Origin of the sequence: Streptomyces sp. NPDC005485, assembly GCF_040606085.1 — a bacterium.
Classification (GTDB): Bacteria; Actinomycetota; Actinomycetes; order Streptomycetales; family Streptomycetaceae; genus Streptomyces.
Genome location: NZ_JBEXDZ010000024.1, coordinates 1 through 21,720 on the forward strand (window position 1 = coordinate 1; position 21,720 = coordinate 21,720).

The following is a 21,720-nucleotide window of genomic DNA, read 5'->3' on the forward strand; positions in this document are numbered from 1 at the left end:
CCTCGGGGTCGCCCGCCTACCGGGCCCATCTCGCCCGGGTGCTCACCCGGCGTGCGGTGATGGCCGCCGCCGGGCTGGGGTGAGGGGCCCGTCGAGACCATGGCGGACAAGGGCGGCGGCGGTTACGGCCTGACGGGTCCGGACGAGGTGCGCGCCCGGCTGGAGCGGACGGGGTACCTCCTCGACGAGGGGCTGGCCGTCGCCTGCTTCCTTGCGCTGCGGCTGCACCGGCCGCTCTTCTGCGAGGGCGATGCGGGCGTGGGCAAGACCGCGCTCGCCTCCGCCCTCGCTCAGGCGATCGGCGCCCCGCTGATCCGGTTGCAGTGCTACGAGGGCATCGACGCCTCCCAGGCCCTGTACGACTGGGACTTCCCACGCCAGCTGCTGCATCTGCGGGCCGCCGAGGCAGCGGGTGTCGCAGACGCCGACCGTCTGGAGGGGGAGCTGTACGACCGGCGGTTCCTCATCGCGCGGCCCCTGCTCCGGGCGCTGGAGACCCAGCCCTGCGTGCTCCTCATCGACGAAGTCGACCGCGCGGACGACGAGTTCGAGGCGTTTCTGCTGGAGCTGCTGTCGGAGTACGCGGTCACGATTCCCGAACTGGGCACGCTGCGAGCCGAGTTGCCACCTGTCGTCGTCCTGACGTCGAACCGTACGCGCGACGTGCACGACGCGCTGAAGCGACGCTGCCTCTACCACTGGTTCGACCATCCGGGCTTCGTCCGCGAACTCGCCATCGTCCGAAGGAGGTTGCCGGGTGTGACGGCCCGGCTGGCCGAGCAGGTGACCGCGCTCGTGCAGGCCCTGCGCGCCGAGGACCTGCTCAAGCCGCCCGGCGTGGCGGAGACGATCGACTGGGCGGAGGCCCTGGATGCGCTGGGCGCGACCGAACTGGACGCCGAGCTGGCGGTGGCCACGCTCGGGTCGGTCCTGAAATACCGGGAGGACGCGGAGCGGGCCCGGGGTCTGGACCTGTCGGCGATCCTCGCAGTGCGCGGGGCCTGAGGACATGGCGGGCCGCCACGCCCCCGGGCCCGGGGGAAGCCCGGCACCCGCGCCGCTCGACGCGTCCGCCGTCCTCGTCGGGTTCGCCCGCGCGTTGCGGGCGGCGGGGGTCGATGCCGGACCCGACCGTGTGCAGGCGTTCCTCGGCGCGCTCGGCGCCCTCGATCCCGGCGTACGCGCGGAGGTGTACTGGGCCGGGCGGCTCACCCTGTGCGGGAGCCGGGACGACCTGGAGCGCTACGAGCGCGTCTTCGCGGCGTACTTCGATGCCGCGTCCGACGGCACGGCTACGCCGCGGATGCCTGCGCCGCCGCGGCTGCGCATGGTCGTACGGAACGCGGGTCCCGACCCCGGCACGGAGGCCCGGTCCGATGCCACGCTTCCGGTCCCCGCGCTGGCCGGCGCCACGGAGGTGCTGCGACACCGCGACATCGCCCGGCTGACCGCCGCCGAGCGGGAGCAACTACGGCGACTGCTGGCCGCGTTCACCCTGCGCGGTGAGGAGAGGCGCACCGCGCGGCGGCATCCGGCCCGGCGCGGCGGCGTCGATCGGCGGCGCACCGTACGGGAGTTGCTGCGCCGCGGGGGCGAACCGGCCCGGCTGCGCATGCACGCGCGTGCCGACCGGCCGCGCCGGGTCGTGCTGCTGGTGGACGTCAGCGGCTCCATGGCCCCGTACGCGGACGCGCTGCTGCGCTTCGCCCAAGCTGCCTCGCGCGGTACCCGTCCGGAGGTGTTCACGATCGGCACCCGGCTGACCCGGGTGACCCGCGAGCTGACGCACCGCGACCCGGACACGGCCATGGCGGCGCTCGCGGCGGCCGTGCCGGACTGGAGCGGCGGGACCCGGCTCGGTGAGACGCTGCGCGCGTTCCTGGACCGGTGGGGCCGGCGCGGCATGGCGCGCGGCGCGGTCGTGGTGCTGCTCTCCGACGGCTGGGAGCGTGGCGATCCCGCCCTGCTCGCGAGCCAGATGCGACGCTTGCGGCGGCTCGCGCACCGGGTGATCTGGGCCAATCCCCGCAAGGCCCGCCCCGGGTACGCGCCCCTGGCCGCCGGTATGGCGGCGGCTCTGCCGAGCGTGGACGCGTTCGTCGAGGGGCACAGCCTGGCCGCCCTGGAGCGTCTGGCGGCGGTGGTGAGAGGAGCGGACGATGCGTGACATCCTTCCGGCGCTGCACCGGTGGTACGCGGCGGGCGAGCCGTTCGGTCTGGCCACGGTCGTCTCGGTGAGCCGCAGCGCGCCGCGCGATCCCGGCGCGGCCATGGCGGTGGGACCGGGCGACGAGGTCGTGGGCAGTGTGTCCGGCGGCTGTGTGGAGGGCGCGGTCTTCGAACTGGCCCAGGAAGTGATGGCGTCCGGTGAGGCTCGTTCGGAGACGTTCGGGTACAGCGACGAGGACGCGTTCGCCGTCGGGCTCACCTGCGGTGGTGAGATCACCCTCCTGGTGCGCCGGGTGTCCCCCGCCGACGATCCCTCCTTCGGGGCGGTCGCCGAGTCGGTGGCGGCGGCCCGCCCGGTGACCGTGGCCACGGTGCTCGACGGACCTGCGCCGCGCGGGGCCTCGCTCGCCGTGTGGCCGGACGGTGCGGCGGGCTCCCTCGGCTCGAGGGGCCTCGATGCGGCGGTCACCGCGGACGCGCGCGGCGAACTCGCCCTGGGCGCCACCGGACTGCGGCACTACGGTTCGGGCGGCGAACGGCGCGAGGACGCCGTCACCGTCTTCCTGAACTCCTTCGCGCCGCCGCCGCGCATGCTGGTCTTCGGCGCGATCGACTACGCGGCGGCCGTGGCCCGCATCGGCGACTTCCTCGGCTACCGGGTGACGGTCTGCGACGCCCGCCCCGTCTTCGCCACCCCGAAGCGCTTCCCGGACGGCGTGGAGGTCGTCGTCGACTGGCCCCATCGCTATCTGCGCGAGACGGCCACGGACGACCGCACGGTGATCTGTGTTCTCACCCACGACCCGAAGTTCGACGTGCCCCTCCTGGAGGAGGCCCTGCGCCGTCCGGCCGCCTACATCGGAGCGATGGGCAGCCGTCGCACCCACGACGACCGCACGAACCGCCTCCGGGAGTCGGGCCTCGGCGACGACCAGTTGTCCCGACTGCGCTCCCCGATCGGCCTCGACCTCGGCGCGCGTACGCCCGAGGAGGTCGCGGTCTCCGTCGCCGCCGAGATCGTCGCCCTGCGCTGGGGCGGCAGCGGCGCGCCGCTCGCGGCGACGGGTGGGGCGATCCATCGACCGAACCTGTTGTGAGGAGCAGAGATGGAGTTGCATCACGAGTTCACCGTGCCCGTCCCGGTCGAGGACGCCTGGCCGGTGCTGCTCGACATCGAGCGGGTGGCACCGTGCATGCCCGGGGCGACGGTGGAGGAGTACGACGGGAAGACCGTGAGCGGGGCGGTGAAGGTCAAGGTAGGTCCGATCAGCGTGACCTACCGGGGCACCGCCGTCTTCGAGGAGCAGGACGAGGCCGAGCATCGGCTCGTGCTCATCGCCGCCGGCAAGGAGACCCGCGGCCAGGGCACCGCTCGCGCGACGATCACCGGCACCTTGACCGCACGCGACGGCGGCACCGCCGTGTCCGTGCACACCGATCTCTTGGTGACCGGACGTCCTGCGCAGTTCGGCCGCGGGGTCATGGCGGAGGTCGGCGACAAGCTGATCGGCCGGTTCGCGGACTGTCTGGCCGAGCAGCTCAGAGAGTCGCACGAGTCCGATGAGCCGACGGATTCCGGGCGTTCGGAGGAGGCCGCGGACCCAGCGGTGGCCGCGCCTCGGGAATCCGGCGCGATCGATCTCGTAAGGGTGGCGGGGGCCGCCGTGGTCAAGCGGCTGGGCGTGGTGGCCGTCGCGGTGGGCGTGATGGGGGTGGCGTACGCACGCCTGAGGCGACGGCGGGGACGTGTGCGTTGAAGCAGGCCCGGCTTCCTCCGGCGCACCGTCCCATTTCGAACGGGGTCGGCCCGGGGGGCCGTGCAGGCGGGCGGGCGCCCTCACCGACGCCCGCCGACCCGTGCCTCAGGCCGCCTCCTCGCGGTGATCCGCGATCAACTGCTCCAAGTGGTGCAGCGCCGCCGTCACCCGGGCCCGGTCCTTCTGGAAGAAGGGGTCGTCGGGGACCGGCAGGGACCCTGCGAGCGCCCAGCCCCGGCCGCGGGCCCAGGTCGCGTCGTCCACGCCTAGTGCCGCGCGGAAGACGCCACGGGCCCGGTCGGGCAGGAAGTTCCACGCCGGGAGCAGGTCGACGGCCGGGTCGCCGACGGCGAGGGTCCCGAAGTCGATGACGGCGCTCAACCGGCCGTCGAGGGCGAGGAGGTTGCCGGTCGCGAGGTCGCCGTGAATCCACACCGGCGGCCGGTCCCAGGCGGGTGCGGCGAGTGCCGCCTCCCATACGGCCGTGACCGCGGCGGTGTCCACCAGGCCCTCCAGGGCCGCGATCTTGGGGCGGACCCGTGCCTCGGAGGCGAGCGAGTCCCTGCCGTCCCCCATGGGCACCCCTCGGAAGGCGTTGCTCCACTCGGGGCCCGGGCCGCCCGCGGCGTCGACCTTCTGCAGGGCGTGGATGAACTCCGCGAGTGCCAGGGCTGTTCGGTCGGGGTCTGCCAGGCCTTCGGTGGTGGCCGTCTCGCCGTCCAGCCACCGGTACACCGACCACGGGTACGGGTAGCCCTCCCCCGGCTCCCCCTTCGCGACCGGCTCGGACACCGGCAGCGGCAGGTGCGGGGCAAGTCGGGGCAGCCAGCGGTGCTCCCGCTCCACCTGACCGACCCATCGGGGGAAGCGCGGCAGGCGTACGGACAGGTCGTCGCCGAGCCGGAAGGTGGCGTTGTCCATGCCGCTCAACGGGACGGGCGAGAGCGGGAGTTCGGCGTACTGCGGGAACTGGGCGGCGAGCAGGCGGCGCACGAGAGCGGTGTCGATCAGCACAGTGCCCATCACAGCGAGCCGGACCCGGCGTGTCCATCGAATTGCGTTGGTGGGAGGCGGAGTTGACGGTTCGTCGGGGCCGGATGCCTCAGTCGTCGCGGGGCAGCAGCGCGCCCGGCAGCAGCGTCAGCGCGAGGGCCGCTGCGGCCAGGTAGAGGCAGGCCGAGCCGAGAGCGACGGTGTGGAAGCCGCGCACGAAACGTGCGGTGTCGCCGGGCGGGCCCGTGACCGCGCCCGCCACCGCGATGCCGATCGCCCCGCTGGTCTGGCGCGCGGTGTTGTTGACGGCGGAGGCGAGGCCGGAGCGTTCGCCGGGAACGGCGGCGATGGCGGCCGCGACGACCGCCGGGGTCAGCAGGCCCAGGCCGATGCCCCACAGCAGGAACGCCGGGAGCAGAACCGGGTATCCGCAGTGCGGTGCGGCGCGCAGGAGCAGGGCGAGTCCGATCGCGGCGAGCACCAGTCCGGCGGCGGCCGGCAGGCGCGATCCGACCCGGCTGGTGATCCGCCCTCCGAAGGGGGCCATGACCGCGAGCGGCGCGAACAGGGGGACGACTGCCAGGCCCGCGAGGAGCGACGAGCGGTGCTGGACGGACTGCAGGAACAGCATCAGCACGAACAACATGCCCAGGGTTCCCAGGTTCATGATCCCGGCGACCACGTTCGCGGCGCCGAAAGCCGGCCGCCGGAGCAGGGCCGGCGGCAGCATCGCGTCGTCCCCGCGCCGCAGCTCGGCCACGACCAGCGCCGACAGGGCGAGCACGGCCAGGACCACGGCCGTCAGGACCGCAGGGGAGCCCGGGCCGGTGCGCCCGCCCTCGATGAACGCATACGTCGTCGTGAGCAGGAGCAGGCTGCCGAGCAGCAGCCCGGGCAGGTCGAGGCGTCCCGTCCGCGCTTCGCGGCTCTCCCGGACGAGTCCCGCGGTGCAGACCAGGGCCGCGCACACGATCGGGACGTTGAGCAGGAAGATCGCGCGCCAGCCGAAGGCCTCGGTGAGCGCGCCGCCGAGCAGGGGTCCGGCGGGCAGGGCCAGGCTGCCGATGCCCGCCCAGATCCCGATCGCCCGCGCCTGCCCGGCGCCGTCGGGAAACGCGCGGCCGATGAGGGCGAGCGTGCCCGGCAGCAGCAGTGCGGCGCCGATGCCCTGGACCACCCTGGCGGCCACGAGTGCGCCGACGCCCGGGGCGAGTCCGCAGGCGAGGGACCCCGCGCCGAAGACGACGAGTCCGCTCAGCACGACGCGTTTGTGGCCGTACAGGTCCCCGGCCGTGCCGCTGGTCAGCATCAGCGCGGCGAGCGCCAGCGCATAGCCGTCGACGACCCATTGCAGCCCGCCGACGTCGGTGCCGAGCCCGGAGCCGATCTGTGGCAGTGCGACGTTGACGATGGTCACGTCGAGCAGCACCAGGAAGTACCCGGCGCACATGACGACGAGGACGGCGCGGGGTGAGCCCCGTTGACCGGTGGAGTGCACCGCTCGCCGTGGCACCGCTTCGGATGTACCAGCCATGTTTTTCGCGTACCCCGGGTGCCTGAGGTGACTCCGGGAATGTGTTGGGGTCGGTGCTCAGGACGATGAGGTGGTACGGGGCGGGAGGCGGTGCAGGGTCACATCGTGCAGCCGGCCGTCCGTGACGGTCGCCGTCATGTACGTGCAGTGCGGCTGACGCCTCCGGTCGGTCGGGGAGCCGGGGTTGAGCAGGCGCAGGCCCGTCTGCGTCGCCGTGTCCCAGGGGATGTGACTGTGGCCGAAGACGAGCACGTCGAGATCGGGAAACCGTTCCGCGCAGCGGCGTTCGCGGCCCTGGGCAGGGCCGGTCTCGTGGACGACCCCGAGGCGCAGGCCGCCCAGCTCGGTGCGGGCGATCTCGGGGAGGCGGGCGCGCAGGGCCGGGCCGTCGTTGTTGCCGTACACGCCGACGAACCTGCGGGAGCGGCTCTCCAGGAGGTCGAGGGTGGCGGTGTCCACCCAGTCGCCGGCGTGGACGACCACGTCGGCGAGCGGCAGTTCGGCGAGGAGCTGCGCGGGGAGCGCCTTGGCGCGCCTCGGCAGGTGGGTGTCGGACATCAGCAGCAGACGCACCCTGTCAGGGTGTCACCGCAGGACGATCTCGCTCCACACCTGCTTGCCGCCGCTGACCGGCACGGATCCCCAGACCACCGACATGGCCTCGACCAGCAGGATGCCGCGGCCTCCGGTGGCCTCCCAGCCGATGCTGGTGGGCTTGATGGGCGTCCGCGCGGAGCTGTCGGCGACGGAGATCCGCAGGCGGTCGTTGATGAGGGTGAGGTCGAGCCTGACCTGTCCGTCCGTGTGCACGAGCGCGTTGGTGACGAGTTCCGAGACGACGAGGAGTACGGCGTCGGGGTCGGCGACCACACCCCAGGTGCGCAGCGTGCGCCTGGTGAAACGTCGGGCGTGCCGCACGGCTTCGGGGACGCGCCAGACCGTCCAGCTCTCCCTGAGCGGGCGCAGCGACATGCCGTCGTAGCGCATGAGGAGCAGCGCCACGTCGTCGCTGCGGTTGGCTCCGGCGAGCAGCCCGTCGGCGACCGGTCCGAGGTTGGTCGGGTCGGACGTGGCGAGTTCTCCGGCGAGGCGGGCCAGGCCGTCCTCCATGTCGACCTCGACGGACTCGACGAGCCCGTCCGTGGTGAGGGCGACCAGCGTGCCGGGCTGCAGTCGCAGCGGGCTCATCGGGAAGTCCGCCTGGGTGATGACACCGAGTGGTGGTCCGCCTTCGGATTCGACGACCTCCGTACTGCCGTCCGGGTGGCGCAGCACCGGGGGGAGGTGTCCGGCACGGACGTACCAGGCGGATCCCTCCTCCATGTCGACGTCGACGTAGCAACAGGTGGCGAAGAGGTCGGTCTCCAGGTCCATCAGGAGGCGGTTGGCGTGCGAGACGACCACGTCCGGCGGGTGTCCCTCCACGGCGTAGGCGCGCAGGGCCGTGCGCATCTGGCCCATGACGGTCGCGGCCTGCGCGTTGTGTCCCTGGACGTCGCCGATGACGAGGGCGACGTGGTTGTCGGCCAGCGGGATCACGTCGTACCAGTCGCCGCCCACCTCCAGACCGGCCGTGGTCGGCAGGTAGCGGGCGACGGCGACCGCGCCCGGCAGTGTGGGCAGCCGGCGCGGGAGCAGGGTGCGCTGGAGCATGCCGACCAGTTCGTGTTCGGCGTCGAAGGCGTGGGCGCGCATCAAGGCCTGGCCGGCGAGGCCCGCGGACGCGGTGAGCAGGGCGCGTTCGTCGGGGCCGAACTCGTGCGGGGTGTCCCAGCCGATCAGGCAGGCACCGGCGATGCGTCCGCCGGCGGGCAGCGGCAGGACGGCGAGGCCGCCCGGGCCCACGTCGGCGAGCGCGGGTTCGAGGTCCGCCCCGGCGGGCCAGATCGCGGCCCGTCCCTCGCTCAGGGCCGCCGCGAGGGTCGGCATGGCGCGTACGGGCGCGTCGGGCCACTCCGAGCGCCACTCGGTGCGCCACACCTCGGGCCAGGCTTCGGGCTGGGGCGGGTCCAGGACGGTGACGACGAGGCGGTCGCCCTCCAGCCCGGCGAGGGCGATCCGGTCGGCCTGCAGGGGCCTGCGCAGCGCGGTGACCACGGCACGGCCCACGTCCCGGACCGTGCCGGCGGTGGCCAGAGCGGCGGCGAGCCGTTGGACGCGGGCCACTTCGTTGACCCCGGAGCGCAGCTTCGAGGCGTCGGCGACGGTGCCGACGAGGCGGGCCGGCAGCCCCCCGCCGCCGGGCAGGAGGCGTCCGCGCAGCCGCAGCCACTTCGGCTCGCCGGAGGGCTGCAGGATCCGGAACTCCAGCTCCCGGTCGCCGACGGAGATGTGGTCCGCCTCGACCACGGACATCAGCGAGGGGAGGTCTTCCGGGACGGTCAGCGACAGCAGCGTCTCGACCTTGCCGTCGAATTCCTCCGGGCCCAGTCCGAAGAGTTGCAGCATCTCGTCGTCGACCTCGACGTGCCCGGTGTCCATGGCGAGGCTGAACGAGCTGGCGGGCAGGTCGTCGGTGCCTGCGGCGGAGGCGGGCGGCGGGCACACGACGGCGTCGGCGAGGAGGACCAGGCACTGCCGGTCCTCGGCGGCGAAGCCCTCCGGGTGCTCGCTGACGGCCACCAGGCAGCCGTCGTCGCGCAGGGGCAGGACGGCCAGCGAGAAGTCCGCCGACGGCAGCCGCCGGGAGTCGGCGCAGCGCTCCAGTTCCTCCGGGCCGAGCCACACGGGCTGCCGTGAGCGGTACACGTCGGCGGCGGGAGAACCTCCGGAGACGTCGTAGCTGTCGCGCAGTCCGTACAGCGTCCTCGGTACGCCGGCCGACTCCGCGAGGTAGAGCGCCTCGCCGTTCTCGCTGGGCGAGTAGACGGCGGCGACGGTCGCACTCACAAAAACGAGCACCTGTTCGAGGACGCGGTGCAGTCGTTCGCGGGGGTCCAGGTCGGCTGCGAGCGTCTTGAGGGCAAGTTCGACACGCAGCGTTCTCGTTCTGCGTCCCATAGCGCCCTCACTGACCACGTCCGTCATTACAGCGCTTCCGAGACGCTCGCGCAGCCCCTGTGACTGTTCCGGGGCCTTGCGGCCGGTGCCGGAGGGGGCCTTCGCCCGCGCAGCACCGCGGCCGTCGGTCCCGTCCGCCACCGCGGCGGCTCGAAAGGGTCCGAACATGACTTTACGCATGCGTACCTCACGGTGATCTCGTGACAGCCGTGACTGTCCCGGGCCCGGGGCGGACTGGAACTCTCGGAGCCACCTGGCCGAGGGGGAATGGGCATGGACGAGCGGTACGAGGTGTACGCGCTGGCGGACAGACACTTCTACGAGACGCCGGACCGGCTGTCCGGGAGCGAACGGAGCGCCGCGCCCTCGTACGAGACGGCCCGCCGCGCGGTACCGGAGGGCTGGCGCTCGGCACGCATCGGTGACTGGCTGACGCTGACCCCGCTCGACCCCGGGGGGAACGCACATCCCGGACCCGCCCAGGGCTGGAAGATCCACGCCTCCGCCACCCGGGCGAACGCGGAGCAGATCGCCGCGACGGTGTGGGACTACTGCGTGCCGCGGCGGATCCCGTTCAAGTTCGTGCCGGGTCCGCATCTGCTGCATCTGCGCAACGCGAAGTACGCGGCCCGTGACACGAGCGGCAAGTTCGTCACCGTCTATCCGGCCGACGAGGAGCAGCTGCACACGGTGCTGCGCGAGCTCGGCGATCTGCTGGACGGCCTGGAGGGGCCGTACATCCTCACCGACCTGCGCTGGAACGACGGGCCGCTGTACGTCCGCTACGGCGCCTTCGCGCGCTCCTTCGTCGTGGACGAGCGCGGCTCCCTGGTCCCGGCGGTCCGCGACGGCGCGGGCAAGCTGGTGCCGGACCGGCGGCAGCCGTCGTTCCAGGTGCCCGAGTGGGTGACGCTGCCCGCCTTCCTCCAGCCGCAGCTCGCGGCGCGCAACACGACGACGGTCGGCGAGCTGCCGTACCGCATCGAGAAGGCGCTGCACTTCTCCAACGGCGGCGGGGTGTACATGGGCACCGACACCCGTGACGGACGCAAGGTCGTCCTCAAGGAGGGCCGGCCGCACGCGGGACTGGCCTCGGACGGGGCCGACGCGATCGCCCGGCTGGAGCGGGAGAGGGACGCTTTGGAGCGGCTGGCGGGGATCGGGGTCGTACCGCAGGTGCGGGACTGGTTCACCCTCGGCGACCACTGCTTCCTCGTGATGGACTTCCTGGAGGGACGCCCCCTCAACTCGTTCTTCGGCGAGCGGCATCCGCTGCTCACCCCCGAACCGGACCCGGAGGCGGTCGCCGCGTACACGGCGTGGGCGCTGCGCATCCATCGCAGGGTCGAGGAGGCCGTGGAGGCGGTGCACGCGCGCGGGATCGTCTTCAACGACCTGCACGTGTTCAACATCATGGTCGGCCCCGACGAGGAGTCGGTCTCCCTGCTCGACTTCGAGGCGGCGGCACCCGTCGAGGAGAACGGCCGCCAAGTGGTCGCCCACCCGGGCTTCTTCGCGCCGCCGGACCGGACGGGAGCGGCCGTCGACCGCTACGCCCTCGCGTGTCTGCGGCTGGCGCTGTTCATGCCGGTCACCACGCTGTTCGTCGTCGACCGGGACAAGGCCGCGCATCTGGCCGACGTCATCGCGCGGCAGTTTCCCGATGTGCCGCGGGAGTTCCTGGACGAGGCGGTCGCCGAGATCACTCGCAGCGCGGACCGTCCCGCCGGCGGCGCACCGGCGCCGTCCCCGGCCTCCTCGCCGTTCACCTCGCTCCCCGAACCGGGCGACTGGCCCAACAGCCGCGACTCGATGGTCAAGGCGATCCTGGCCTCTGCCACCCCCGAGCGCGACGACCGGCTCTTCCCCGGTGACATCGCCCAGTTCTCCGACGGCGGCGGACTCGGGATCGCGTACGGGGCCGCGGGTGTGCTGTACGCGCTGGCCGAGACGGGGGCCGAGCGGTACGAGGAGGGCGAGCGCTGGCTGCTGGAGCACACCGCTCCGGTGCCGGTGGGAACGCCGCTCGGCCTCTACGACGGGATCGCGGGCGTCGCCTACGTCCTGGAGCGGCTCGGGCACCGGGAGCGGGCCCTCGACCTGATCGACGGCATCCTCAAGGAGCGGTGGCAGCGGCTGTCGTCCGACCTGCGGGGCGGGCTCGCCGGACTCGGGCTGGTCCTCGCGGACCTGGCGCACACGACCGGCGAGAAGGAGCTCGGAGAGCGGGCTGCGGAGGCCGCCGGACTGCTCGTCCAACGGCTCGCCGAACCGCGGCCCGACACCCCCCGCAGGCGCGCGGGCCTGCTGCGGGGCGCGAGCGGACCCGCGCTGTTCCTGCTGCGGCAGTACGAGAGCACCGGTGAGCCCGTGCTGCTGGAGGCGGCCGCCGAGGCGCTGCGCCGGGAACTGGACTGCTGTGTCGTGCAGAAGGGCGGAGGCCTGGAAGTCGACGAAGGCTGGCGGACCCTGCCGTATCTCGGCGACGGCAGCGCGGGCCTGGGCATGGTGATCGACGACTTCCTCGCGCTCGGTGGGCACGACACCGAGAGCACTGACAGCACCGAGGGCGCCGCGGACTTCGGCAAGGCCCGCGCGGGCATCCTCACCGCCGCGACCTCACGCTTCTACGCGCAGCCCGGTCTCTTCCAAGGCCGAGCCGGAACGATTCTGCACCTCAGCCGCACCACCACGCCGGGTGCCACCACGGAGCGGCTGGCCGAACAGGTCGCCGCCCTCGGCTGGTTCGCGATGCCCTACCAGGGCCAACTGGCCTTCCCCGGGCACCAGATGATGCGGCTCTCCATGGACCTCTCCACCGGAACGGCAGGGTGCCTGCTCGCGCTCGGCGCGGCCCTCGACAACGAGGCCCCGGCCCGACTGCCGTTCCTTCCGCCGCTTCGGCGGCCCTGATACGCGGCTCCGCACGACGGAGTCGTGGCCCAACACCCCGTCCCCACCTAGGAAAGGACAACGAGATGGCACTCCTCGACCTGCAGACGATGGAATCCGACGAGATGACCGGCGGAGGCGGCGGCGCCAGCACGGTGAGCCTGCTCTCCTGTGTGTCCGCGGCGAGCATTCTGCTCTGCCTCTGACGGCACCGAAGCCGGCACGGCTCCGGGCGGTTCCCTCCCGTTTCGTGGGAGGAACCGCCCGGGGTCCTTCCCCGTGCCAGGGACAGGGATACGAGGGGCCCGCCGCATGACGACTCCCGCCGACACGACGACTCCCGCCGGCACGAAGACTTCGGCCGACACAACGGCTTCCGCACCCGACGAACCCGCGCGCCCCGCGCCCTCCGGCGCCTCCGGCGCGCTGCTGCGCGCGGCCACCCGGCACAGCGGGGTCCGCTGTCTCGCCCTGGGCCTCGCCACCACGGCCGCCACGGCGGCGGGCCTGCTCCTGCCGGCCGCCCTGGGCCGGGCCCTCGATCTCCTGCTGACGGATCCCGGCGGGACGCGGGCCACGCGCTGGGTGCTGTGGTGCACCGGCCTCGTGCTGCTGCTCGCGGTGCTGGACGTGTGCGAGACCGTACTCGGCGGAACGACGAACGCGCGCGCCACGGCGTGGCTGCGCGAGCGCCTGACCGGGCATGTCCTGGCCGTGGGACCGCGGGCGGTGTCCCGGTTCGGGTCCGGTGAGCTGGTGGCCAGGCTGGTCGGCAACGCCGCGCAGGCGGGGACGGCACCCGCCGCGTTCGCCGCGCTGCTCGCGGCGATCGCCGCGCCGGCCGGCGCGGTGGTGGCGCTCGGACTGATCGATCCCTGGCTGGCGGCGGTGTTCCTCGGCGGGGCACCCCTGCTGACCCTGCTGCTGCGCACCTTCGCACGTGACTCCTCGCAGTGCGTGGCGCGCTACCAGGTGGTGCAGGGGCGGCTCGCGGGCGCTCTGTCGGAGGCGATCGGCGGATTCCGGACCATCGCGGCGGGCGGCACCGCCGACAAGGAGGTCGCGCGCATTCTGCGGCCGCTTCCCGAACTCTCCCGTGAGGGCCACCGCATGTGGCAGGTCCAGGGTCGTGCCGCAGCCCAGGCCGTCGCCGTGGCGCCGTTGCTGCAACTGGGCGTGCTCGCCGTGGCGGGCGTCCTGCTCGTCCACCACCGGCTGTCGGTCGGCGATCTGCTCGCGGCGTCCCGTTACGCGGTCCTGGCGAGCGGGGTGGGCGTCCTGGTCGGGCAGCTCTCGGGGCTCGTACGGGCACGGGCGGCGGCCGGGCGGCTGGGCGAGGTTCTCGACGAGCCCGCGATCGCCTACGGGACACGCCGACTACCGTCGGGGCAAGGGAAGTTGGAGCTGCGCGGGGTGATCGCCCGGCGCGGCGCACGCACCGTACTGAACGGGGTCGATCTGGTCGTCCCGGGTGGAACCACCCTCGCCGTGGTGGGCCGCTCGGGTGCGGGCAAGTCGGTCCTCGCCGCGCTCGCGGGCCGGCTCGCCGACCCGGACGGGGGCGACGTGCTCCTCGACGGGGTGCCCCTGCGCGAACTGGACCCCGAAGAACTGCGCCGCGCGGTCGGATACGCCTTCGAGCGGCCTGCCCTGCTCGGCGGGAGCATCGAGGGCACGATCGGTTTCGGCGTCACGTCACCGCCGGTCCCGCGCGTCAGGGAGGCCGCCCGCACGGCCTGCGCGGACACCTTCGTGCGCCGACTGCCCGAGGGTTACGCCACCGCCTGCGCCGACGCTCCCCTCTCGGGCGGCGAGCGCCAACGCCTCGGCCTCGCCCGGGCGTTCGCCCACGACGGCCGTCTGCTCATCCTCGACGACGCCCTCTCCAGCCTCGACACCGTCACCGAACACCACATCACGCAGGCCCTCTTCCACCACAGCGCCCCCGGCAGCCGTCTGATCGTCGCGCACCGGGTCTCCACCGCGGCCCGGGCCGACGCGGTGGCCTGGCTGGACGGAGGGCGGGTGCGAGCGCTGGGCTCTCATGCGCAGCTGTGGCGGATACCGGCGTACCGGGCGGTGTTCGGGGACGCGGAACCCACCCTGGACGACGACACCGAGCACGAAGCCGGGGACTCGGAACGGGCGGGCGGCACCTCATGACAGGAAGGCGGCGACCCCTGACCGGAGGCCCTGGCAGTGTGCGTGGACGCGGGCTGCGGTTTCTGCGCGAGCGATGGCCCGTGGTCGGACGGCTCGCCGCGTGGTCCGTGCTGGAGACGGGGCAGACGTTCCTCATGGGATACGCCCTGGCGCGCGGCCTGGACAAGGGGTTCCTGGCCGGGCGGACGGGCGTGGGCCTTGCGTGGCTGGGGGTCGGTGCGCTCGCCGTGGTCGCCGGGGCGTACGGCACGGGGCGGGTGTACGGGGCCGTCGCGGCGCTGGTCGAGCCGTTGCGCGACCGGCTGGTTCGGCATGTCGTGGAACGCGGGGTGCGGGAGGCGGACGGCGGGGCACTGTCCGGGCTCACCCAGCAGGTGGAGATCGCGCGGGACACCTTCGCCGGGCTGGTGATGGTCTCGCGCTCGTTCCTGTTCACCGCCGCGGGCGCCCTCGTCGGGCTCTTCTCCCTCGACCCGCTGCTCCTCCTGGTGGTCGCGCCTCCGCTCGCCGCGGGGGTCGCGCTCTTCGCCGCCACGCTGCGGCCGCTGGCCCACCGTCAGGAGGCCTTCCTCGTGGCCGACGAGGAGATCGCCGTCCATCTGGGCGCCGTCTGCCCGGGGTTGCGGGACATCACCGCGGGCGGCGCGGAGACGGCGGTCGCCGCCGAGGTCGGCGACCGCATCGACGCCGAACTGCGCGCCGCGCGCTCACTGGCCCGCTGGGGTGTCGTGCGCGTCATGTCCCTCGCCGTCGGCGGCCAGCTCCCGATCGTCCTGCTGCTCGCCACCGCCCCGTGGCTGCTGCACCGCGGTGTCACTCCGGGCGCCCTGGTCGGCGCCCTCGCCTACGTCACCCAGTCCCTGCTGCCCGCCCTGCAGAACCTCGTGCACGGCCTGGGCACGAGCGGCTCCCGCCTCGCGGTCGTGCTGCGCCGTCTCACGCCGGAGACGGGTGCGGACAACGCCGGGGACGCGACGTACCCGGACCACGCCGACCCGTCCAGGAGCAGCACGGCAGTACGCGAAGCCCCCGTACTACATGCCGTCCCGGACCGCGCGTCGCCGTGCCCCGCACCGCCGCCCCACATCCAGGCGATCGCCCTCTCCTCACTCACCTTCGCCTACGGTCCCGTCAGTGACCCCGTGATCCAGGACCTCACCCTCACCGTCCCGCAGGGCACGCACCTCGCCGTCGTGGGACCGAGCGGCATCGGCAAGTCCACCCTCGCCGGACTGGTCGCGGGAATGCTGGAACCGCGGCAGGGAAGCGTCCGCTTGTGCGGATATGCGGTGCCCGGTCCCACATCCTCGGCGCTTCGCGTCCTCATCCCGCAGGAGGCGTACGTCTTCAGCGGATCCGTCGAAGAAAACCTCGGTCAACTACGGCCGGATCCCGTGCCCGAGGCGGAACTGCTGGCAGCGGCGGAGGCAGTCGGGCTGGCCCCGCTGCTGCGCGAGTGGGGCGGACCGGCGGCCCCAATCGACCCCGGAAAGCTGTCGGCCGGCGAGCGGCAGCTGATCGCGCTGACCCGGGCCTATCTCTCCTGCGCACCGGTCGTCCTGCTGGACGAGGCCACCTGCCACCTGGACGCGGTGGCCGAGGAACGCGCGGAGCGTGCCTTCGCGGACCGGCCGGGCACCACGCTCGTCGTCGTCGCCCACCGCATCAGCTCGGCCCGCCGCGCCGACCGCGTCCTCGTCATGGACGGCCTGCACGCGGTGTACGGCGACCACGACACGCTGACCCGCAGCTCACCGCTCTACCGCGACCTGGTCGGCACCTGGTCGACCGCCGTCAGGACCGCGCCGTCACAGCCACCCCTCGCCCTGGGAGATCCGGATGGCGTCGACCCGGTTGCGCGCCCCGGTCTTACGGGTGATGGCCGCCATGTAGTTGCGCACGGTCCCGTGGGACAGATGGAGGCTTCCGGCGATCTCCGCGACGGAGGCCCCCTCGGCGGCGAGCGATAACACGCTCAGCTCCCGCCGGGTCAGCGGCATCTCGGCGGCCTTGAGGAAGCCGAAGCCGAGCGAGTCGTCGACATACCGCTGTCCCTCGGCGACCCGCCGGATGCCGAACACCAGCCGATCCGGCGAGCCCTCCTTGGCGACGTACCCGAGCGCCCCGGCCTCTGCGGCCCGCTTCAGCAGCCCGGGCCGGTTCGCACTGGCCAACACGAGAAGGCGTGGCACCGGGCTGCCCGGGCGCCGGGAGCAGAGATCGGCGAGCGGAGGCAGCCGGTAGGAGTCCGCGCACTCCAGATCCGCCGCGCAGACGTCCGGCCGTACCGTGCGCATCCGTCCCGACGCACTGCGCCACGGCGCGTCGAACACCGCGAAGTCGGGCTCACGACGCAGCCACTCCGCCAGCGCCAGTCGCACCAGACATTCGTCGTGCACCAGAAGTACCCGGATCACGTCCGCCCCTCAGCTCGCCGCTCGCCGGTGTCTGCGTCACTTGCCGATTGCCGGTTGCTCCGCCATCAGCGACTGCCCATTGTTTGGCGCATGTCACCGATCCGGTGCGCGAAGAACCGGCCAAGAGGGGGCGCGGGGGCGCACAAGGAGCGCCCCTTGGACACTCCGCGCTTCGACACGAGGGGCATGACTCCGGATCGACGGGGTAGAGGTTGCCCCGACCGTCGCCGCCCGCGCCCACGCCCACCGCCGCTCCTCGCCGTGCGCGAAAGGCCGCCAGGAGAGAGCCTGATCCCTGGGACTGGTCGCGAGGCCCTGCGAGGAGGTGGTCGGCGTGTCCGACTGGCAGGGTTCCGGACGGAAGGCGGACTCCACCGCGGCGCCGGTCGGCCGGCCCATGCTGTCGCTGGCGCTCGCGTCCATGCTGGACGGCGTCCACGCGCACTCCGGCGCGGTCTATCTGCTGGCGCCGGGCGAGCCGGTCCTGGAGATGGCGGTCATGGCGGGGCTTCCCCGGGCCTTCGCCGCACCCTGGGAACGGGTCGGACTCAACGCGCCGGTTCCGGTTGCCGAAGCCGCACGGGAACGACAGCTGATCTGGGTCAGCGGCGAGCAGCAGATGGCCCGCCGCTATCCCCGCATCGCGGTGGTCCTCCCCTACCCCTTCTCGCTGGCCGCGCTCCCGGTGGCGACATCTGACACGGTGTACGGCGCCGTCTTCGTGACCTGGCCCGGCGCCCACCCGCCCGACCTGTCCGACCGCGAGCGCGAGCATCTCACCGCGGCCTGCGACCGGCTCGCGCTGCGGCTGCGGCGCGCCGCCGAGGAGCAGCGCCCGGTGCACCCCGAGCCGGATCTGCTCGCGCCCGCGGCCACGGCCACGGTGGCGGGAACGCTGGGCACGGTGGAGGCGGCGCGGATGGTGGCACGGCTGCCGTACGGCCTGTGCGCCCTGGACCTGCACGGGCGCATCAGCTACGCCAACCCGGCCGCGGCCGAGCTGCTCGGCGTCCAGGTCAGCGGGCTGCTGGGTACCCAGTTGTGGGCGGCCCTGCCGTGGCTCAACGACCCCGTTTACGAGGACCGCTACCGCGCCGCCCTGATCAGCCAGCACGTGACGTCCTTCGTGGCGCTGCGGCCGCCCGGGGACTGGCTGTCGTTCCGCCTCTACCCCGGTACGAACGGGCTGAGCGTGCGTATCTCGCGCGCCCGCGCGGTCTCCGAGATGGGCAGGTCCGCGGTGACCGCGGGCGACGGCACCTCGCGACTGGTGACCATCTCGCAGGTGCTGAGCCTGGCGGGCGCGCTCACCGAGGCGGCGAGTGTGCAGGACGTGGTGCAGCTGGTCGCGGACGAGATCGCCCCGGCGGCCGGCAGCCAGGCCCTCGTCGTCCTCGGCTCACGGGCCGGACGCCTGCACGTGCTCGGCCATCACGGGTATCCCGACGCGCATGTCGTGGAGCGCTTCGACGGGATGCCGTTGACGGCCCACACCCCGGGCACGCAGGCGCTGAACAGCGGGGTGCCCGCCTTCTTCGACTCCCGCGGGCAGCTGGAGCGCCTGTATCCGTCACGGCACGCGACACCCGATGGCATGGCCGCGTGGGCGTATCTCCCGCTCGTCGCGTCCGGGCGGCCGGTGGGGACCTGCGTCCTCGCGTACACGGAGCCGCATCCCTTCCCGGCGGACGAGCGCGCCGTCCTCACCAGCCTCAGCAGTCTCATCGCCCAGGCCCTGGAACGGGCCCTCCTCTACGACGCCAAGCACCGGCTCGCGCACGGACTGCAGGCCGCCCTGCTGCCTACTTCCCTGCCGCAGCTGCCGGGCATCGAGGCGGCCGCCCGCTATCTCCCGGCCACGCAGGGCATGGACATCGGCGGCGACTTCTACGACCTGGTGCCTTCGGAGGGCCTGGCCGCGGCAGTGATCGGTGACGTGCAGGGGCACAACGTGACGGCGGCGGGCCTGATGGGGCAGATCCGCACCGCCGTCCGCGCGTACACGACCGTGGGCAAGCCGCCGACAGAGGTCATGCGCAGCACCAACCGGCTGCTCATCGACCTCGGGACCGAGTTGTTCGCGAGCTGTCTGTACCTGCGGCTGGACCCCGCCCGGGGCCGGGCGGTGATGTCCCGCGCGGGCCACCCGCCGCCCCTGCTGCGCAAGCCCGACGGACAGGTCCGGGTCCTCGACCTCGCCGGCGGGCCCCTCCTCGGGATCGACGCCGCCGCCTCGTATCCGACGACCGAGGTGGATCTCGCCCCCGGTTCCGTGCTCGCCCTCTACACCGACGGGCTCATCGAATCCCCCGGCGTCGACATCGAGGACGCACTGGCCGAGCTGGGCCGAGTGCTCGCCGAGATCGGGGATCTGCCGCTGGACGAGCTGGCCGACCGCCTCCTCCAGTACAGCTCCTCGACGTCACCGGAGCGGCTCGACGACGTGGCGCTGCTTCTGCTGCGCGCCCGGGCGGCGGACTGACCACCGGTCGGCCCCTGGCACGCAAGCGGTCCGGCCCTCCCGCCGGAGGGCCGGACCTTCCACTGTCGGCCTGGGCTGCTGGGACCGCTGCCGGGTCAGTGGCTCTCGGTCAGCCCGGATCCGTCGGCGGCACCGTTACCTGTGCCTGCGCCCGTGTCGTCACCGGTGCCTGTGCCCGCGCCGGTGTCGTCGCCGGTGCCGCTCTGGTCGCCCACGGCACCGCTCTGGTCACCGGCCTGGTCACCGGCGCCGCCCGCCTGGTCGTCGGCGCCGCCGCCGGCCTGGTCTCCGGCACCTGCGTCTCCGGCACCCGCATCGCCCGCGCCGGCACCCGCATCGCCCGCGCCGGCACCCGCGTCACCGGCACCCGCATCGCCCGCACCCGCACCCGCGTCACCGGCACCCGCACCGCCCGCGTCACCGGCGCCGATCGTCGCGCCGACCGCTGCCAGCGCGGTCGTGACCGGCTGGAAGAAGGTCTCGCCGCCGACGGTGCAGTCACCGCTGCCGCCGGAGGTGAGGCCGATCGCGCTGCCGTCCTGGGTGAACAGGGAGCCGCCGCTGTCGCCGGGCTCTGCGCAGACGTCGGTCTGGATGAGACCGGTGACCGTGCCCTCGGGGTAGTTGACGGTGGCGTCGAGGCCGGTGACGTTGCCGTCGTTCAGGCCGGTGGTGCTGCCCATCCGCAGGACCTGCTGGCCCACGGTGGCGTCCGCGGCCTGGGAGATCTGGACGGTCTGCCCGCCCCCGACGTTGACCTCGCTGACGGCCTGCGTGTTCGGGTCGTCGTACTTGACGAGTGCGAAGTCGCCGTCCCCGGGGAAGGTGGCCTTGTCGACGGTCGCGATGGGCGCCCCGTCCTGGGCGTCGGACCACTGGGCCGCCGCGACACCGCAGTGGCCGGCGGTCAGGAAGGCGGGGCTGCCGTCGCCCGTCACGACGTTGAAGCCCAGCGAGCAGCGGGCGCCACCGCCGAAGATGGCGTCGCCGCCCGACACGAACGTCTTGAACGTCCCCGCGGACTTCTTGAGCGTCGCCACGTCCGTGCCGAGGCTCTTGACCGTCGCCTCGACGGTGTCCCACTTGGCACCCGTGACGGTGCTGTCCGCGGTGACCCGGATCTCGTTCGTCTTCGGGTCGACGGACCAGGACGTGCCCGGGACCGTCGCGTCGGTCTTCAGCGTCTTGGCGGCGGCCTTCAGCGTGGAGGTGCTGTTCTGCACCTCGTTGGGGACGGCGCCGGCCCTCTTGATCTCGTTGACGACGTTGCTGTTGTTACCGACGACGTTGACGACGACCTGCTGCTTGTCGGCGTCGTAGTAAGACCCGGCGAAGGCGTCGCCGAGCCGGGAGGCCAGCTGCGAGGCGAGGTCCGACACGTCGGAGGACTTGAACGTTCTGGGAGCCGCGTCGTCCGCGTCCGTCTGCGACGCGTTGGCGTTGGGCAGCAGAAGGGCCGCCGCTCCGAGCGCCGCCACGCTTCCTGCCGCGATCGCGGCCTTGCGCTTGGGTATGCGTTTGTGACTCAACTCTGAACCTCCTGGGACGGGGTCGAATGCCGCCGTCCGGCAGCTGACTGGGGGGCGCCTGGATGCCTGTTGATACGCGCGGGTCGGGTGAGGTGTTCAACTGCCTTTGCAAATCTCTGGGTTGACGCGACCGAAAGCATGGAATGTCCGGCAATCACGCCTGCTCGCGCCCAGGGGCGGGCACCATCACTCCATGACGCACCCCGTGACGCCGACGCCCGAGGAAGCCGACAAGCTCCTCGCCGCCCACTTCGCACCCTGGGTACGGGACCTGGGCCTGTCGGTGCAGGAGGTGGGTGAGGGCCGCGCGGTCCTGCGGCTGCCCTGGTCCGGGCATCTCGCCCGCGAGGGCGGCTCGCTCTGCGGCCAGGCCCTGATGGCCGCCGCGGACACGGCCACCGTGATCGCGGTGTCGGCGGCGCGCGGCGGCTTCGTCCCGATGACGACGGTTCAGCAGTCCATCAGCTTCCAGCGCGCGGTCACGGACGCGGACGTCCTGGTCGAGGCGGTCCTCACCAAGCTCGGCCGCCGGATGGCCTTCGCCGACATCACGATGACCGCGGCCGGCTCGGAGGAGATCGCGGCCCGGGCGAGCACGGTGTACGCGCTGCTGGGCTGAATCCCACGGGCTTCATTCGCGCAGGGGCTGCAGCGCGCACCTCGCGCACCATGGGCCACACGTTCCGCTACCGATCGGTAACCCTCAGTCCCCGAGCACTACCGGAATCCCGGCTTCAGCGAATCTGCACATCGAATGCGCAAGCGAGGCACCTCGCACAGCAGA

At 73.1% G+C, this 21,720-nt stretch carries 15 protein-coding genes and 1 pseudogene; 10 read left to right on the plus strand and 6 right to left on the minus strand.

The genetic code is table 11. The annotated features are described in order from the left end of the window. The first annotated feature begins 99 nt into the window (after nt 1-99). From ABZS97_RS11060 to ABZS97_RS11075, 4 genes are read left to right on the plus strand one after another with little or no spacing between them, the layout of a single operon-like run. A complete protein-coding gene (locus ABZS97_RS11060; protein WP_356136086.1) occupies nt 100-1,005 on the plus strand; it encodes a MoxR family ATPase in 906 nt (301 codons plus the stop codon). Nucleotides 1,006-1,009: 4 nt separating this feature from the next. Next, complete coding sequence (locus ABZS97_RS11065) at nt 1,010-2,167, plus strand: VWA domain-containing protein (RefSeq protein ID WP_356136088.1); 1,158 nt, start codon at nt 1,010-1,012, stop codon at nt 2,165-2,167. Next, nucleotides 2,160-3,266 (plus strand): XdhC family protein, encoded by a 1,107-nt coding sequence (locus tag ABZS97_RS11070; protein ID WP_356136090.1) that lies wholly within the window; start codon nt 2,160-2,162, stop codon nt 3,264-3,266. The genes ABZS97_RS11065 and ABZS97_RS11070 overlap by 8 nt, the downstream gene beginning before the upstream one ends. Before the next feature lie 9 nt (nt 3,267-3,275). Next, nucleotides 3,276-3,926 carry an SRPBCC family protein gene (locus ABZS97_RS11075; RefSeq protein ID WP_356136092.1) on the plus strand — a complete coding sequence of 217 codons (651 nt, stop codon included), beginning with the start codon at nt 3,276-3,278 and terminating at the stop codon, nt 3,924-3,926. A 105-nt stretch (nt 3,927-4,031) separates the two neighbouring features. On the opposite strand, the gene ABZS97_RS11080 is transcribed toward ABZS97_RS11075, so the two are convergent. The 4 genes from ABZS97_RS11080 to ABZS97_RS11095 all read right to left on the minus strand — a co-directional run bounded on the left by ABZS97_RS11080 (nt 4,032) and on the right by ABZS97_RS11095 (nt 9,480). Further along, nucleotides 4,032-4,949, minus strand: coding sequence for an aminoglycoside phosphotransferase family protein (locus tag ABZS97_RS11080; protein WP_356136094.1), 918 nt, complete (start codon nt 4,947-4,949; stop codon nt 4,032-4,034). Between the two features lie 79 nt (nt 4,950-5,028). Then, on the minus strand, nt 5,029-6,453 hold the full coding sequence (locus ABZS97_RS11085) for an MFS transporter (RefSeq protein ID WP_356136096.1): 1,425 nt from the start codon (nt 6,451-6,453) through the stop codon (nt 5,029-5,031). A gap of 57 nt (nt 6,454-6,510) precedes the next feature. Continuing rightward, the gene (locus ABZS97_RS11090; protein ID WP_356136098.1) at nt 6,511-7,026 is read right to left on the minus strand and encodes a metallophosphoesterase; all 516 of its coding nucleotides are present in this window, start codon (nt 7,024-7,026) and stop codon (nt 6,511-6,513) included. 12 nt (nt 7,027-7,038) lie between these two features. Then, nucleotides 7,039-9,480, minus strand: coding sequence for a SpoIIE family protein phosphatase (locus ABZS97_RS11095; RefSeq protein WP_356136209.1), 2,442 nt, complete (start codon nt 9,478-9,480; stop codon nt 7,039-7,041). A gap of 246 nt (nt 9,481-9,726) precedes the next feature. Between ABZS97_RS11095 and lanKC the strand changes: the two genes are divergently transcribed. The 4 genes from lanKC to ABZS97_RS11115 all read left to right on the plus strand — a co-directional run bounded on the left by lanKC (nt 9,727) and on the right by ABZS97_RS11115 (nt 16,478). Next, nucleotides 9,727-12,366 carry a class III lanthionine synthetase LanKC gene (gene lanKC / locus ABZS97_RS11100; RefSeq protein ID WP_356136100.1) on the plus strand — a complete coding sequence of 880 codons (2,640 nt, stop codon included), beginning with the start codon at nt 9,727-9,729 and terminating at the stop codon, nt 12,364-12,366. Nucleotides 12,367-12,431: 65 nt separating this feature from the next. Then, nucleotides 12,432-12,551, plus strand: a complete 120-nt coding sequence (locus ABZS97_RS11105) for a SapB/AmfS family lanthipeptide (protein WP_356136102.1) — start codon at nt 12,432-12,434, stop codon at nt 12,549-12,551. Nucleotides 12,552-12,657: 106 nt separating this feature from the next. Next, entirely contained in the window at nt 12,658-14,508 is a 1,851-nt protein-coding gene (locus ABZS97_RS11110; RefSeq protein ID WP_356136104.1) for an ABC transporter ATP-binding protein, read from the plus strand. After that, nucleotides 14,505-16,478, plus strand: coding sequence for an ABC transporter ATP-binding protein (locus ABZS97_RS11115; protein ID WP_356136106.1), 1,974 nt, complete (start codon nt 14,505-14,507; stop codon nt 16,476-16,478). Before ABZS97_RS11110 ends, ABZS97_RS11115 begins: the two co-directional genes overlap by 4 nt. Here the strand turns inward: ABZS97_RS11115 and ABZS97_RS11120 are convergent. Continuing rightward, a pseudogene (locus ABZS97_RS11120) lies at nt 16,401-16,805 on the minus strand (response regulator transcription factor); the annotation flags it as partial. The gene ABZS97_RS11115 and the pseudogene ABZS97_RS11120 overlap by 78 nt on opposite strands. Nucleotides 16,806-17,322: 517 nt before the next feature. Here ABZS97_RS11120 and ABZS97_RS11125 point away from each other — a divergent pair. After that, the gene (locus ABZS97_RS11125; protein ID WP_356136211.1) at nt 17,323-19,407 is read left to right on the plus strand and encodes a SpoIIE family protein phosphatase; all 2,085 of its coding nucleotides are present in this window, start codon (nt 17,323-17,325) and stop codon (nt 19,405-19,407) included. Nucleotides 19,408-19,502: 95 nt separating this feature from the next. On the opposite strand, the gene ABZS97_RS11130 is transcribed toward ABZS97_RS11125, so the two are convergent. Then, nucleotides 19,503-20,936 (minus strand): S1 family peptidase, encoded by a 1,434-nt coding sequence (locus ABZS97_RS11130; protein ID WP_356136108.1) that lies wholly within the window; start codon nt 20,934-20,936, stop codon nt 19,503-19,505. A 205-nt stretch (nt 20,937-21,141) separates the two neighbouring features. On the opposite strand from ABZS97_RS11130, the gene ABZS97_RS11135 reads away from it, so the two are divergent. After that, nucleotides 21,142-21,555, plus strand: a complete 414-nt coding sequence (locus ABZS97_RS11135; RefSeq protein WP_356136213.1) for a PaaI family thioesterase — start codon at nt 21,142-21,144, stop codon at nt 21,553-21,555. Nucleotides 21,556-21,720: the final 165 nt, after the last annotated feature.